The organism is Rhodomicrobium sp. R_RK_3, from assembly GCF_002198715.1.
In the GTDB taxonomy this organism is placed as follows: domain Bacteria; phylum Pseudomonadota; class Alphaproteobacteria; order Rhizobiales; family Rhodomicrobiaceae; genus R-RK-3.
Map to the genome: position 1 here is coordinate 133,810 of NZ_MWLK01000006.1, position 13,129 is coordinate 146,938.

Annotated in this window: 13 protein-coding genes and 1 tRNA gene; 12 read left to right on the plus strand and 2 right to left on the minus strand. The window is 65.0% G+C overall.

Translation table 11 applies throughout. The features are described 5' to 3' along the window. Positions 1–23: 23 nt before the first annotated feature. The 5 genes from BLEFHOIH_RS02645 (at position 24) to BLEFHOIH_RS02665 (ending at position 3,640) form a co-directional block, all read left to right on the plus strand. On the plus strand, positions 24–1,763 hold the full coding sequence (locus BLEFHOIH_RS02645) for a glucan ABC transporter ATP-binding protein/ permease (protein ID WP_088342951.1): 1,740 nt from the start codon (positions 24–26) through the stop codon (positions 1,761–1,763). 240 nt (positions 1,764–2,003) lie between these two features. Then, entirely contained in the window at positions 2,004–2,504 is a 501-nt protein-coding gene (locus BLEFHOIH_RS02650; protein WP_088342952.1) for a DUF892 family protein, read from the plus strand. 368 nt (positions 2,505–2,872) lie between these two features. Further along, positions 2,873–2,946, plus strand: a tRNA-Gln gene (locus BLEFHOIH_RS02660). Positions 2,947–3,056: 110 nt separating this feature from the next. After that, the gene (locus BLEFHOIH_RS26525) at positions 3,057–3,197 is read left to right on the plus strand and encodes a hypothetical protein (RefSeq protein ID WP_170936958.1); all 141 of its coding nucleotides are present in this window, start codon (positions 3,057–3,059) and stop codon (positions 3,195–3,197) included. 53 nt (positions 3,198–3,250) lie between these two features. Continuing rightward, positions 3,251–3,640, plus strand: a complete 390-nt coding sequence (locus BLEFHOIH_RS02665; RefSeq protein WP_088342954.1) for a GFA family protein — start codon at positions 3,251–3,253, stop codon at positions 3,638–3,640. Positions 3,641–3,662: 22 nt separating this feature from the next. Here BLEFHOIH_RS02665 and BLEFHOIH_RS02670 read toward each other — a convergent pair whose 3' ends face one another. Together BLEFHOIH_RS02670 and BLEFHOIH_RS27470 are read right to left on the minus strand one after the other, a co-directional pair. Next, the gene (locus BLEFHOIH_RS02670; protein WP_088342955.1) at positions 3,663–5,069 is read right to left on the minus strand and encodes a DUF305 domain-containing protein; all 1,407 of its coding nucleotides are present in this window, start codon (positions 5,067–5,069) and stop codon (positions 3,663–3,665) included. Positions 5,070–5,174: 105 nt separating this feature from the next. Further along, positions 5,175–5,297, minus strand: a complete 123-nt coding sequence (locus BLEFHOIH_RS27470; protein WP_280950382.1) for a hypothetical protein — start codon at positions 5,295–5,297, stop codon at positions 5,175–5,177. A 112-nt stretch (positions 5,298–5,409) separates the two neighbouring features. Here BLEFHOIH_RS27470 and BLEFHOIH_RS02675 point away from each other — a divergent pair, with 112 nt between their 5' ends. The 7 genes from BLEFHOIH_RS02675 to BLEFHOIH_RS02705 all read left to right on the plus strand — a co-directional run bounded on the left by BLEFHOIH_RS02675 (position 5,410) and on the right by BLEFHOIH_RS02705 (position 13,056). Further along, entirely contained in the window at positions 5,410–5,925 is a 516-nt protein-coding gene (locus tag BLEFHOIH_RS02675) for a hypothetical protein (RefSeq protein ID WP_088342956.1), read from the plus strand. A gap of 183 nt (positions 5,926–6,108) precedes the next feature. Then, the gene (locus BLEFHOIH_RS02680; RefSeq protein ID WP_170936959.1) at positions 6,109–7,065 is read left to right on the plus strand and encodes an AraC family transcriptional regulator; all 957 of its coding nucleotides are present in this window, start codon (positions 6,109–6,111) and stop codon (positions 7,063–7,065) included. A 114-nt stretch (positions 7,066–7,179) separates the two neighbouring features. After that, a complete protein-coding gene (locus BLEFHOIH_RS02685; protein ID WP_245296842.1) occupies positions 7,180–8,331 on the plus strand; it encodes an SMP-30/gluconolactonase/LRE family protein in 1,152 nt (383 codons plus the stop codon). 47 nt (positions 8,332–8,378) lie between these two features. Beyond that, entirely contained in the window at positions 8,379–8,996 is a 618-nt protein-coding gene (locus BLEFHOIH_RS02690; protein WP_125461555.1) for a hypothetical protein, read from the plus strand. Between the two features lie 263 nt (positions 8,997–9,259). Next, positions 9,260–10,369, plus strand: coding sequence for an SMP-30/gluconolactonase/LRE family protein (locus BLEFHOIH_RS02695; RefSeq protein ID WP_088342959.1), 1,110 nt, complete (start codon positions 9,260–9,262; stop codon positions 10,367–10,369). A gap of 227 nt (positions 10,370–10,596) precedes the next feature. Then, positions 10,597–11,592: a magnesium transporter CorA family protein gene (locus BLEFHOIH_RS02700; RefSeq protein ID WP_088342960.1), complete on the plus strand. Its 996-nt coding sequence runs from the start codon at positions 10,597–10,599 to the stop codon at positions 11,590–11,592. Between the two features lie 165 nt (positions 11,593–11,757). Further along, entirely contained in the window at positions 11,758–13,056 is a 1,299-nt protein-coding gene (locus BLEFHOIH_RS02705) for an imelysin family protein (RefSeq protein WP_088342961.1), read from the plus strand. Positions 13,057–13,129: the final 73 nt, after the last annotated feature.

Sequence of the window (13,129 nt, forward strand, 5' to 3'; positions counted from 1 at the left end):
CGGGCGAGCGGAGACCCGCGACGATGAAGGCGCTTCTGCAGACATATTGGCGCGCGCTCGGCATGCTGAAAAACGAATATTGGCTGACGGCTTTCCTCGTCGTCGCCAATGCCGTGCTGGCCGTGGTGCAGCTCGCCGAGCCGATCCTGTTCGGCCGGGTGGTCGACGCGCTGGCCAGCAACAAGCGCTCGATGTCGCTGATCGGCCTGTGGGCGCTGCTCGGCTTCTTCGGCCTGCTCACCAGCGTCTTTCTGTCGGTCTGGGCCGACCGGCTGGCGCACCGGCAGAAGCTTGCGACGCTTGCCGCCGCCTTCGACCGCGCCATCACCTTGCCGATCAGCTACCATGCCGAGCGGGGCACCGGCCGGGTGGTGCGCATCATGCTGGCGGGCGCCGACACGCTGTTCGTGCTCTGGCTGACCTTCATGCGCGAGCATCTGTCCGCCATCATCAGCATTCTGCTGCTGATCCCGACCGCGCTGCTGATCGATGCGCGGCTCGCCGGCATCCTGCTGCTGCTCGCCATCGTTTACACCTTCTTCAACATCTTCGTCATCCGCCAGACCGAAGCGGGGCAGTCCGCCATTGAGGTGCATTACCAGGACATGTTCGGCCGCGTCGGCGACGTCATCTCGAACGTTCCGATCGTGCAGAGCTATGCGCGGCTGACCGAGGAGCAACTGGCGCTGCGGGCGCTGATGCAGCAGGTGCTGTTCGCGCAATATCCGGTCTTGACCTGGTGGGGCCTCCTGACCGTCGTCACCCGCGCGGCGGCGACGATTTCGATGGTGGCGATCTTCGCCGTAGGCTCGCTGCTCGCCTCGACCGGCCAGGTAACGGTCGGCGAGATCGTCAGCTTCGTCGCCTTCGCCGCCCTCCTCATCGGCAAGCTCGACCAGATCTCCAGCTTCGTCTCGCGCCTGTTCAGCCAGGTGCCGACGCTGGGCGCTTTCTTCGACCTGCTCGACGCCAGCACCACCATCGTCGAAAAGCCTGACGCCGTGCCGTTGAAGGATGTCAGCGGCTCGGTGCGCTATGAGGGCGTCACCTTCCGCTTCGGCCCCGAGACCAGCGGCGTCTATGACCTCGATTTCGAAGCCAAGGCGGGCGAGACTGTCGCCCTGGTCGGCCATACCGGCGCGGGCAAGACCACGGCGCTTGCTCTGCTGCAGCGCCTGCGCGATCCCGGCAAGGGCCGCATCACCATCGACGGCATCGACATCCGCGACGTGACACTCGCCTCGCTCCGGCATTCGATCGCCGTGGTGTTCCAGGAGGTCGGCCTGTTCAACCGCTCGATCTATGAAAATATCCAGATCGGCCGCCCCGGCGCCACCCAGGAGGAGGTCGAGGCGGCGGCGAAAATGGCCGAGGCGCACGAATTCATCATCGCCAAGCCCGGCGGCTACCAGTTCGTCATCGGCGAGCGCGGAACGGCGTTGTCGGGCGGCGAACGCCAGCGTGTCGGCATAGCGCGGGCTATCCTGAAGAACGCGCCCATCCTGATCCTCGACGAAGCGACCAGCGCCCTTGACGTGGAGACCGAAGCGCATATCAAGCGCGCCTTCGACAATGTCCGCATCGGCCGCACCACCTTCATCATCGCCCACCGCCTGACCACCATCATCAACGCGGACAAGATTTTGGTCTTCCGCGCCGGACGCATCGTCGAGGCCGGCACCTATGATGAGCTGGTGCGCCAGGGCGGCGCCTTCGCCAGCCTTGTGCAGACGAGCTCGCTGCGGCCTGCCGGCGCCCAATGACAATCGGGTGGGGGTGAGAAAGGGGGCCGGTCAACCCTGACCGCGTCCGTTGGAGGTTCGGCCGCGATCCTGCCCCCTTTCCCGAGCCGGGAAACGGGCGCCGATCGCCATGGTTCCAGCTTTGCCCCGGGCGCTTCGGCCACAGTCCCGCGCCCTTCGCCGCAGCCAAGGAACCGTGCTCAGGCCAGCGTGTTGCCCAGCGGTAACCCGGGATGGCGCGGGAGACACGGGAGCCGGACCATGGACGATATGAGGACGCTTTTCGAAGCCGGGCTGAAGGACATCTACTTCACCGAACACGCCGTACTGGCAATACTGCCGAAGCTCGCGGCCAGGGCCAATTCGGTCGAATTGCGCGTCATGCTCGATGACCACCTGCAAGAGACCAAGGACCAGATCGAGCGGCTGGAGGAGGTGTTCGGCCTGATCGCCAGCCCGCCCGAAGGCAAAGAGTGCCCGGCGCTCAAGGGGCTCGTGCAGGAGACCGAGGAGGCCATCGCCGGCTCGCGCGACCCGGTCGTGCTGGATGCCGCGATGATCGGCTGCGCCGAGGCCATCGAACATTATGAGATCGCGCGCTATGCCACCCTGATCGCCTGGGCCGAGCAGCTCGACCTGATCGAGATCGCCGAGATTTTGGAAGACAGTCTCGAGGAAGAGGAAAGCGCCGACCAGAGGCTGACCGCCCTGGCCCTGCGCGGGTTCTCCGCCACGCCGCATTTGCCGCGCGCGACGCATTGACAGGCTGGACTTTGCACTGACGCTCCGAGAGCGCGACCGCTTAGGAATTGCCTTCCGCGATTTGAGCATGGGGCGCCGCCCCGACGCTTGCATCGAGGCGCAGAGGGCTGGTGGAAAAGCCGCCGGCGCCATCGGGACCAGCCAGCAGGGAATAGCGATGCGGACGGTGCGCGCCATCGCCCGATTTGCCAGAAGCGGCGGGGCCCGGGGCCAGTTTCCCGTCATCGCGGCATCCGCCGCCGGAGGGGAGCCCTAGGCAAGGGCTCAAAACAGGGTTGACGGAAGGGAACGGACGAAGTACCTATTTCTGAAACCCGGCCTATTTTAGAGACACTGTAACAAACTATACAGCGATTTCAGTAGGTTAGTGGGGGATCGTCTAATGGTAGGACAGCGGACTCTGACTCCGTCAATCTAGGTTCGAGTCCTAGTCCCCCAGCCAGCTTCTTCCCAGCGCGCGGTTTCCCTCACCCAGGACTCTAAGGACTGGCAACCTCTCACCTAGCTGTCGTATAGCAAGATGCGAGGGGTAACTGCATCGGGAGGGGGACCATGCGCACAATACTTCCGTTAATTCTCGTTCCGGCTTTGGCGGCAGCAATCGCCTACGGGCTGACGCGCAGCCGGGCCGCCGCCGTGGCGGCCGGCGTTGTCGTGCTGGGCGGGATGCTCTTTATCGGCATTACGAGCTAGGCTGTGGCCAAGGCGGCCGACGAGGACGCCGGTTGGAGGAATGAGGGCACCAGATGATCGAAGGCTCTTGTCATTGCGGCGCCGTTCGCTGGAGCTTTGAAGGGCTCCCCGAGGCGGCCACCGCCTGTAATTGCACGGCCTGCCGGCGCTATGGGACGCTGTGGGCCTATGATTACGAGGATGGCCGGATAAGGGCGTCGGGCGCGACGCGGCCTTACGTCCGGGGGCGCAACCTGGCCTTCCATTTTTGTCCCGAATGCGGGTGCGTCGCCTATTGGCGGGAACTCTCGCCGGGGGAGGATGGCCGCCGCCGCATCGCCGTCAATCTCAGGCTCGCGGAGCCGGCGGCTGTGGCCGCCATCGTCGTCGACCATTTCGACGGGCTGAACAGCTTCGAAGACCTGCCGCGCGACGGGCGATGCGTTGCGGACATGTGGTTCTGACCGGTCACCGCCGGAACCGGCCTCAAGGTTGGCCGACAGCCTTCCGCCTGAGCCATTCGCGCATCTCGCCGATCTCCCGGCTTTGCGTCTCGATGATCTCGCGCGCGAAATGGTGGTTCTGCGGGTCCTTGCCGAATTTCAGCACGATCTCCGCCATGTCGACCGCGCCCTGGTGATGGGTGAGCATGCCGCGCACGAAGGCGATGTCGGGGTCGGCATGGCCGATGCCTTCCATCATCGGGCCGTGCATCCGCTCCATCGCCAAGCGGTTGGCGGCCTCGGCCGTCGCCGCAGCGGCTGCCGCGCTCGGGGCCGCGTGCGGATATTCCGGGTTCGGCGTATGGGTCAGATGCTCGGCGGACGTCGCGCCGGTTTCGCCCTCGATGCCGTAAATGGCGATGTGAAGTCCCCAATATCCGGCGACGAAGGTGACCAGGGCAACGGCAAGGCCCGCCGGAACGCCGGCGAGAGCGCGCTTCAGAGCCGGCAGGACGTGGATTTCCCGCGTGTGGTCGGCGGCGATAGCGACGATGATCGCCATGATGAGCGCATGTCCGATCAAGTCGGTGCGGCCGAACGGATAGACGGCGGCATTGAAGATGATGAAGAGCGCGATCGCCGACAGCCGCCGCACCAGCGGGGTCCACAGCAGGCCGAATCCCATGGTGAATTCCGCGACGCCAGCCATCGGGATGAACATCTCGCGCGGCATGCCGAAAGTGAGGAAGGGTTTTTCGTCGACCAGCGGCGTGAACCAGTCCGGATAGGCGAATTTTTCCAGGCTCGACCACATCAGGGCGATGGCCACGCCGTAGCGCAGCGCCTCGAAGCGGTGCTTGCGCCATTCCGGATTTGCGGATGCCTCGAGCACCAGATAGGCGGCAACCCCGAGCCCCAGCGCGAGGTAGTCGAGCAGGTGGAAGACATCGTAATCGCGCAAGGCGAGCAGCCAGAGCCCGATGATGCCCGCCGCCGCGATCGGCTGCGTCCGCCGGGAAAAGATCATGCCGGCGATCAGGAGCTGGGTCCACGAAACCCACTCCGCCGGGGTGCGCAGGTCGGGCGTCAGATAGACGCCGCCGACGGCGAAGATCGCCACGAAGAAGGCGGCGATGACGACGCGGACGAAATCATCGAGCCGGCTCCAGAGCGGATCGGTCAGACGGTCGAGGCGGGTCAGGATGATTTCGCCGGCGCTCGACCTCTCGATGGCGCGGGTGACGAGGAAAAAGGCGAGAACGAGCGCGATCCCGGTCCAGAACCAGACATTGCCAAGCGTCGCCCCGATCGGCTGCGGCGGCGCGCCGACGATATAGGGCGCGAACCATTTCACATGCGCCCGCGCCGGCGAGGCGATGAGCGCGCCGGCGGCGACGGTCAGCGCGGCGGCGGCCCAAAGAGACGGCTGGAAGCGCGAGGCATGGGTCATCGATGGCGGTCCTTTAGCTGGTCGCGGAACGGATGTCTGTGAGAAGGGTCAGGCGGAAAGCGGGGCGGTTGACACCACCGATGAGAAGATGCCGGTCAGTGCATTTCAATCGTCCAAGTCTTTCAGTGGCTTGTAAGCCTCGCCCGGCTCCTCGCCACGCTGGGATCGCCGGAACAACCATAGCGGATCGCCGATGCGGCTGCTTTTCAAATTCTTGCTTTTTTGCATGCAGAACCCTCCGCGTCGAGAGATCTGCGATAGGATGAGGTGTTCGCAATCGATGTAAGCCGGTACCCGAATCAAGGGCCGCCAGCCGTTCCACGGGGGAAGTGTGACGAGGATGAAGGCGACTAGCGAGACATCGATCGATTACCCGGCGGACCGCATTGACCTCGTCGGCTGGCTGGCCAACCTGTCCGACCGCGACTTTCAGGCATGCTCGCCCGCCCATCGCGCCGCCGGAGCCTTCCGCGAGGATGGCAGGCTGGGGACGGTCAATGTCGAGAGCGTCGGCGGCCATTTGCTGATCCAGCACTATCTCGCCGCCAAGACCGCCCCCGATCATGTCGTCATGCATTCAAGAAATAGCCGCGTCTACATCATGCATCTCGCGCCCGCCACGATCGAGGTGATCTGGACGCTCGAGGTCGAGCCCAAGGATGCCAGCAGCGCTCGGTTCCGCTGCACGGTCGAGGCGCGCATGCCGACGCTGCTGCGGCTCGTCGCGACCATGGGCCTGCTGCCACTCTTCCTGCGCTGGCATGTGGAGGGAGAAACCCCGCTTTTCGCCAAGGACATTGCCCGGAAGATCGGCGGGGTCCTCGGACCTGGCGCCCGCAAGGCCGGGACGACCTGACGCGCCGCCCGCGGCGGCCTGCTAGCCCTGGCGGCCCTCGTACACCCCGTTTGAGGGCGCCTGCTCACCTTGCGTGTCCTCTCGACCACGGCTAAGCTTTGCCAGGGGCGTTGAGCAACGTCGCAATAGAGATTGGCATTTTCGAGTAATGCACCTGCCTGCAATTTTGAGATGCGCCAGCCCATGCCGGACTCTCCATCGGCCGATCCTGACGACAGGCAGGGCCTCGCCTTTTGCGATGTGGCGGCGTCCGACGCCGCGCCCCGATATCTTGAAAGCGACATCATCGCGCCGACCCGGAGCATCGGTCTCGGCGCCAAGACCACGCTGAAGGCGACCTTCTGGCACGCCACCATCGAGGAAACCGCGCAGCTCGGCGACCTGGACTTTGCCAGCGTCGCCTTGAACACCGGCGGCGGCCGGGTCTGGCGCAATGACGAGGCGACACCGACCGACGTCGGGGCGATTGCCATGCAACCGTTCGAAGGCGCGCGCTGGCGCTTCGAGCATCCCGTCAGCTTCGTGCATCTCTACGTGCCGTTCACACTGCTCGGCGCCGTCTGCGAGAGCCTCTTCGACCGGGAACTTGCCCATGCCGAAGTGCGGATGCCGTCGGGCATCAGGGACGATCGCCTGTGCAACGCGGCGCGCACTGTCCAGTACGGTCTTGCCTCGATCGAGCCGACCAATCTCATTCTGGATAGCTGGGCGCTGATCCTCTCCGATATCCTGGTGCGGCGCTTTTCGAGCCACGCCGGACGCCCGGTGCGCACGTCCTTCGGCAAGATCCCGGCGCGCGGCGTCGCGCATGTCATCGACTATATCGAAGCCAATATCGACCGGGATCTCGATCTGGCGTCGCTGGCCGGGGTCGCGGCGATGAGCGTCTATCATTTTGCCCGGCGCTTCAAGGAGACGGTCGGCATGAGCCCGCACGCCTATGTGCTCTCACGGCGCATCCGGCGCGCCCGCGAGATGCTCGACCGGGGCGGAACCAGTCTGGCGCATGTGGCGGCGGCCTGCGGTTTCTCCAGCCAGGCGCATTTCACCACGGCCTTCCAGCGCGATCTGGGCGCGACGCCCGGCGAATACCGGCGCGCCATGCAGACCGGAGCGCCCGCCTCGGCAATGGGGCGCTAGGCGCGGGATCATCCGGGGAGAAATTCGCAAGTTTTTGAAATACGCGGAACGCCCGACCTGCTAAGCGCTGCCCGGTTGCGACTGCGCGAGGCTGGGGCACTTCCGGAGGCCGTATTGACTTTGCTGAACGACGAGCGGACAGGCAGGCGCGCGGCACTTCCGGTGCTCTACAAGGCCGCCGGCATCGTGGCGCTGGTGCTGGCCGGCGCGGTTGCCTATTTCTGCTTCTGGCCGATTCCGGCCGAACCGGTTTCCTGGCCGGCGCAGACGCCGCCCGGCTATACTGGGGCCTTCGCGCCCAACACCCGCCTGGCGGCGCTGCGGACGATCGATCTCGGACAGGAAATCGGGCCGGAGCACATCGCGATCGGACCTGACGGCAAGCTCTATGCCGCGATGTTGAGCGGCAATCTGCTGCGCATGGACCCGGACGGCAGCAAGCCGGAGGTCTTCGCGAATACGGGCGGACGCGTGCTCGGCTTCGCCTTCGATGCGCAAGGCCGCATGATCGCCGCCGACGCCGTGAAAGGGCTGCTCGCCATCGGCCCGGACGGGCGCGCCAGCGTGCTGGCCGATCAGGTGACCCCCAGCGATCCGGTCAGCTACGCCAATTCCGTCGTCGTGGCGCCGGACGGGACCATCTATTTCACCAATGCCTCGACGCGCTTCTCTCCCCCGCAATGGGGCGGCACCTATGAAGCCAGCGTGCTCGACATTCTGGAGCAATCGGCGACCGGCCGCGTGCTCGCCTATGATCCGGCCGCCGGGCGGACGCGGATCGTCGCGCACGGCCTCTCCTTCGCCAACGGCATCGCCCTGGGCGCCGACGGCCGCACCCTGTTCGTCAACGAGACCGGCCGCTACCGCGTCTGGAAGATCGACGGCGGCGCGAGCAATCTCAACGTCCAGAGCGGCTCGCCACAGGCGAGGATCCTGCTCGACAACCTGCCGGGCTACCCGGACAACCTGATGCGCGGGCGCGATGGCCGCATCTGGGTCGGGCTGTTCAAGCCGCGCAATCCGGCGGCGGATTCGCTCGCCGAAAAGCCGTTCCTGAGGAAGGTGCTGCTGAGGCTGCCGCGATCGCTTCTGCCGCTCGGGGAGTCTTACGGCCACGTCTTCGCCATCGACGAGGACGGCCGGGTCACCGAGGATCTGCAAGACCCGAGCGGCGCCTATCCGGAAACCACGGGCGCCACCGAGACGGCGGAGCGCCTCTATATCCATAGCCTGCATGCGCATGGCATCGGCTGGCTGCCGCGATGAGGGGCATTGGCGGCAACCGGATAGCCGAGGCGTTCGGGATGCATTGGATGGCTGACAGGCTGGCGCGAGCGGCTCGCTTGGGATTGATCGCGGCCGCCGCGATATTTGGCGTCGTCACGATGCCCTCCACCGGGGCAGCGCTCGCCGGCGACGCGCCCCGGCCGGCGGCGTCGCTGGAGGAGATCTACATTCTCCGCAGTATCAGGGAACCGCGCGAGCCCGCCGATGGCTGGTGCGCCTCCGCCAGAACGGGATTCGAGCCGTTTCCAGCGGATGCCGAGCGCTTCTTCTCGTTCTGGAGCCTCCAGCTCAATCTGGAGGACGGAAAGGTGGCCGACGCGAAGGCACGGCGGGTCGCCGAACTCCGCGCCTGCTTCGGCGCCACCAGCGAACGGCCGCGCCAAAACTTCTATGCCGAGGTGAGCTTGGGCTCGCTGTCCTTTCGCGGCGTCGGCGAGTGCCTGGCGCTCAAGGTCGATTTCCCCGAGGCCGGCCTGTTTCCCGTCCGCTGTCAGCTCGTCCTCAGCGGATTGCCGGCCCCCTATGTCGGCGGGGTTCTGACGACGAACACGCTGACGAGCAAGGCGCCCTTCGGCGGCGACACCGATCCACCCGGATACACCCAGGCCTCGATCGCCACGATCCGCCTATGGAAGTCGCGCTAGCGAACCGCTCCGCGACCAGCGATCCGCTGCCTGAGCGAAATAGACGATCTCCTGTCCGCCATTGGTCATAATCGTCTTTGAGTTTCCAGAACCCCAGGCTTTCACAATATTAGTGACGTCTCGCTCCGGCTGAACAAGCCCCGACAAGTCTCCGCAGTAAGTTTCGTTCGTGTTACTCTCCAAAAGTCCGAATAACTGCCCGAGTTTGAAAACAAGCCGGGATGTTCGGATCCTGATTCGTGTTACATTCTAGGGAGGTAGCAATGAACAGACGCAAATTTCTGGCAATGACGGCGGCTGCGGCGGCCGTCACCGCGAAAGCGGCCTCTGCCGCAACCGCGATCCCGCCCGGGCAAACGGGGGCCCCGACCCCGTCGACCGCGCCCCTCCCGCTGGGGCCGCTGCCGGGCAGCCGCTATCCGGATTCCCGCCTGGAATCCGCCAAGCCCGCCGCCACATTCGGGCCGAACGGCTTCCCCGCCTTCGCCGGCACCATGGCCGTCGAGCGCGTCGCCACCGGCTTCCGCTGGGCCGAGGGGCCGGTCTACTTCCCGGCCGGGCGCTATGTGCTGTTCAGCGACATTCCCAATAACCGCATCATGCGCTTCAGCGAGGATGACGGTCATCTCAGCGTCTACCGCCAGCCGTCGATGAATTCGAACGGCAACACCATCGACCGGGAGGGGCGGCTGATCACCTGCGAGCATAGCGGCCGGCGGGTGACCCGCACCGAGCTCGACGGCTCGATCACCGTCATCGCCGACAAATATAATGGCAAGCGGCTGAACTCGCCGAACGATGCGGTGGTCGCCGCCGACGGCTCGATCTGGTTCACCGATCCGGTCTACGGCATCGGCGGGTTTTACGAGGGCATCAAGGCCGATCCCGAGCAGGAAAAGCGCAATGTCTACCGGGTGGATCCGAAATCGGGCGAGATCCGGGTGGTCGCGGATGATTTTGTGGAGCCCAACGGCCTCTGCTTCTCGCCCGACGAGAAGAAGCTCTATGTCTGCGACACCGGCTTCACGGACGGGCCGCAGAACCCCTCGCATATCCGCGTCTTCGACGTCGAGCATGTGGGCGGCAAGCTGGTCAACAGCAAAGTCTTCGCCGACATGCCCAAGCCCGCCATCACCGACGGCGTGCGTTGCGACACGGGCGGCCGGGTCTGGTGCTCGGTGGGCTGGGGCGATCCGAACGAGGACGGCGTGCGCGGCTACACGGCCGAGGGCGAATTGCTCGGCAAGATCCACATACCCGAAACCGTCGCCAATCTGTGCTTCGGCGGCCAGCAGCGGAACCGGCTGTATATTTGCGGCTCGACCTCGCTCTATGCCGTCTATACCAGCGTGCAGGGCGCCCTGAAGCCTTGACCCGGGCCGGGGCACCGCTGGCGGTGTGTTGATCCCGTTCGCCGGACATCGCAGATTGCGGGCTGCCCTATCAGGCGGCCCGTAAGCATTTTGGCGGGGCGGCGATCCCTCAGACCGCCGCGCGCAGCGTTTGGGAACCGCGACTGTCCTCCATCGTTTTCGCACGAATGTCCGGTCAAGGTTTGCTATAGAGCTGCCAGTTCTGGCGGTTCCGGGAATTTGCTCGCATGATAACGCTCTACGCAGTCGAGAATAGCGGCTTGCAGAAGCTCGCCTCCACGGTGGAGCTGAAGGACCGCTTCGGCAAGGCCACCTGGATCGACCTGCAGGACCCGACAGCCGAGGAAGAGGTGACGGTCGAGCAGACCCTGGGCCTCAATATCCCGACGCGGGAGGAAATGCGGCAGATCGAGGAATCCTCGCGGATCTACGAGGAGCATGGCGGGCTGTTCATGACCGGCATCGTCATCGCGGGCATCTCCGAGCGCCGTCCGGTCCGTGCCGAGGTCATGTTCGTCGTGACGCCGCAGCATCTGGTCACCATCCGCTATTCCGATCCGCTGCCCTTTCAGACCTTCCAGCAGAAATGCGCCCGCAAGCCGGAGGATCACGCCACCAGCGATCTGCTTTTCGTCTCGCTGGTCGAGCAGATCGTGCAGCGCGTCGCCGACGTGCTGGAGAAGGTCACCGCCGATCTCGACGGCGTCGCGCATGAACTGTTCGGCGACCTGAATGACTCGCAGGGCGGCGCCAAGGCGCTGCAGCCGCATATCGATTTGCAGCGCGTCGTCCGCAAGCTCGGCCATTTCAGCGCCTTGCTGGCCAAGCTCGGCGAAAGCCTTTTGAGCTTCAGCCGCGTGCTGGCGTTTTTCCAGCAAAGCACCGAGGAGTGGCTGCAGAAGAGCGCCAAGGCGAAGGCCAAGTCGCTGACCCGGGACATCACCTCGCTGTCCGAATATTCGGCCCGCCTCGCCTCGCAGATCGGCCATCTGCAGGATGCGACCTTCAACCTGCTCAATATCGAGCAGAGCCGCATCATCAAGGTGTTCTCCATCGCCGCCGTGGTCTTCCTGCCGCCGACGCTGGTGGCGACGATTTACGGCATGAACTTCAAATATATGCCGGAGCTCAATTGGGCGCTCGGATATCCGTTCGCGCTGATCCTGATGGTGATCTCCGCCATCGTGCCGATCTATTGGTTCAAGCGAAGCGGGTGGCTGTGACTGGGGATAGCCCCTGCTCCCGCCGAGGCTTCGCCCGCGCGGCTAAGCTATTCATCCGCCTTATTCTTTTACACCGCTAATCAATCACATTTCCCACCATGCAGTTGACAGGCTGCGGCGCGCGCGGGCTACTCGCTTTTTCTGTCGTCGCGGGAGCACGATCCAATGACACTCAAAATCTCATGCGCCAAGTTCTGCCGAACTCTAGCCGCTGCTGCCGGCCTGCTGCTTGCCGCCGCGCCCGCCGTCCAGGCCGCCGATCCGGCCGCCGTCGTAAAGACTTATGCCGATATCGCGCAGGCCGGCTATGAGGACGCGGTCTCAACCGCCAAGACACTGCAAGCCGCTATCACCGCCTTCCTGGCCAAGCCGACGCCGGAGACCCAGAAGGCCGCGCGCGAAGCCTGGCTCGCCGCCCGCGTTCCCTACATGCAGACGGAGGCGTTCCGCTTCGGCAACAAGATCGTCGACGATTGGGAAGGCAAGGTGAATTCCTGGCCGCTCGATGAAGGGCTGATCGACTATGTCGACACCGCCTATGGCATCGAATCCGAAGAGAACGCGCTCTATGCCGCCAACGTCATCGCCAATGACAAGCTGACGCTCGGCGGCAAGGATATCGATGCCTCCAAGATCACCAAGACCCTGCTGGCGGACGAGCTGCATCAGGCGGGCGGCGTCGAGGCCAATGTCTCGATCGGCTATCACGCCGTGGAATTCCTGCTCTGGGGCCAGGATCTGAACGGCACCGGGCCCGGCGCCGGCGATCGCCCCGCCACCGATTTCGACGTCAAGAACTGCACCGGCGGCCATTGCGAACGCCGCGCCGAATATCTGCGCGTCGTCACCGATCTGCTGGTCGAGGATCTGGAATGGATGGCCGCGCAATGGGGACCCACGGGCGATGCGCGCAAGGCCGTGACCGAGGACCCGGCCAAAGGCGTCGTCACCATCTTCACCGGGCTCGGCTCGCTCTCCTACGGCGAGCTGGCGGGCGAGCGCATGAAGCTCGGCCTGCTGCTGCACGATCCGGAGGAGGAGCATGATTGCTTCGCCGACAACACGCATAATTCGCATCACCTGAACATTGTCGGCATGCGGAATGTCTATCTCGGCTCGTATAAGCGCGTCGATGGCAGCACGGTCGCGGGCGCCAGCCCGGCCGATCTGGTGAAAGCCGCCTCGGCCGAGGGCGACCAGACTTTGCGTGCGGCGCTGGATGCCAGCCTTGCCGCCGCCGCCGCCCTGAAGCAGCGCGCCGAGAGCAAGGAGCGCTACGACCAGATGATCGGCGAGGGCAATGCCGAAGGCAACGCCGTGGTGCAGACCGTCATCGACAAGCTGCTCGATCAGACCAAGGCGGTCGAGCGCGCCGTCGCCGCGTTGAAGCTCGAGGCGATCACCTTCGAGGGCTCCGACAGTCTCGATGATCCCAGCAAGGCGATGAAGGGCAAAAAGGGCTAACACCCTCGCGGCGCGGCGGATTTTGGCGACAAGGCTTCCGCGCCGCATGAATCCATTGCAATAAGGAGCGATG

Bases quoted from the DNA above. Each gene is read 5' to 3' on its own strand.
- BLEFHOIH_RS02645 (WP_088342951.1), top strand. From the start codon at position 24: ATGAAGGCGCTTCTGCAGACATATTGGCGCGCGCTCGGCATGCTGAAA.
- BLEFHOIH_RS02650 (WP_088342952.1), top strand. From the start codon at position 2,004: ATGGACGATATGAGGACGCTTTTCGAAGCCGGGCTGAAGGACATCTAC.
- BLEFHOIH_RS26525 (WP_170936958.1), top strand. From the start codon at position 3,057: ATGCGCACAATACTTCCGTTAATTCTCGTTCCGGCTTTGGCGGCAGCA.
- BLEFHOIH_RS02665 (WP_088342954.1), top strand. From the start codon at position 3,251: ATGATCGAAGGCTCTTGTCATTGCGGCGCCGTTCGCTGGAGCTTTGAA.
- BLEFHOIH_RS02670 (WP_088342955.1), bottom strand. From the start codon at position 5,069: ATGACCCATGCCTCGCGCTTCCAGCCGTCTCTTTGGGCCGCCGCCGCG.
- BLEFHOIH_RS27470 (WP_280950382.1), bottom strand. From the start codon at position 5,297: ATGCAAAAAAGCAAGAATTTGAAAAGCAGCCGCATCGGCGATCCGCTA.
- BLEFHOIH_RS02675 (WP_088342956.1), top strand. From the start codon at position 5,410: ATGAAGGCGACTAGCGAGACATCGATCGATTACCCGGCGGACCGCATT.
- BLEFHOIH_RS02680 (WP_170936959.1), top strand. From the start codon at position 6,109: ATGCCGGACTCTCCATCGGCCGATCCTGACGACAGGCAGGGCCTCGCC.
- BLEFHOIH_RS02690 (WP_125461555.1), top strand. From the start codon at position 8,379: ATGGCTGACAGGCTGGCGCGAGCGGCTCGCTTGGGATTGATCGCGGCC.
- BLEFHOIH_RS02695 (WP_088342959.1), top strand. From the start codon at position 9,260: ATGAACAGACGCAAATTTCTGGCAATGACGGCGGCTGCGGCGGCCGTC.
- BLEFHOIH_RS02700 (WP_088342960.1), top strand. From the start codon at position 10,597: ATGATAACGCTCTACGCAGTCGAGAATAGCGGCTTGCAGAAGCTCGCC.
- BLEFHOIH_RS02705 (WP_088342961.1), top strand. From the start codon at position 11,758: ATGACACTCAAAATCTCATGCGCCAAGTTCTGCCGAACTCTAGCCGCT.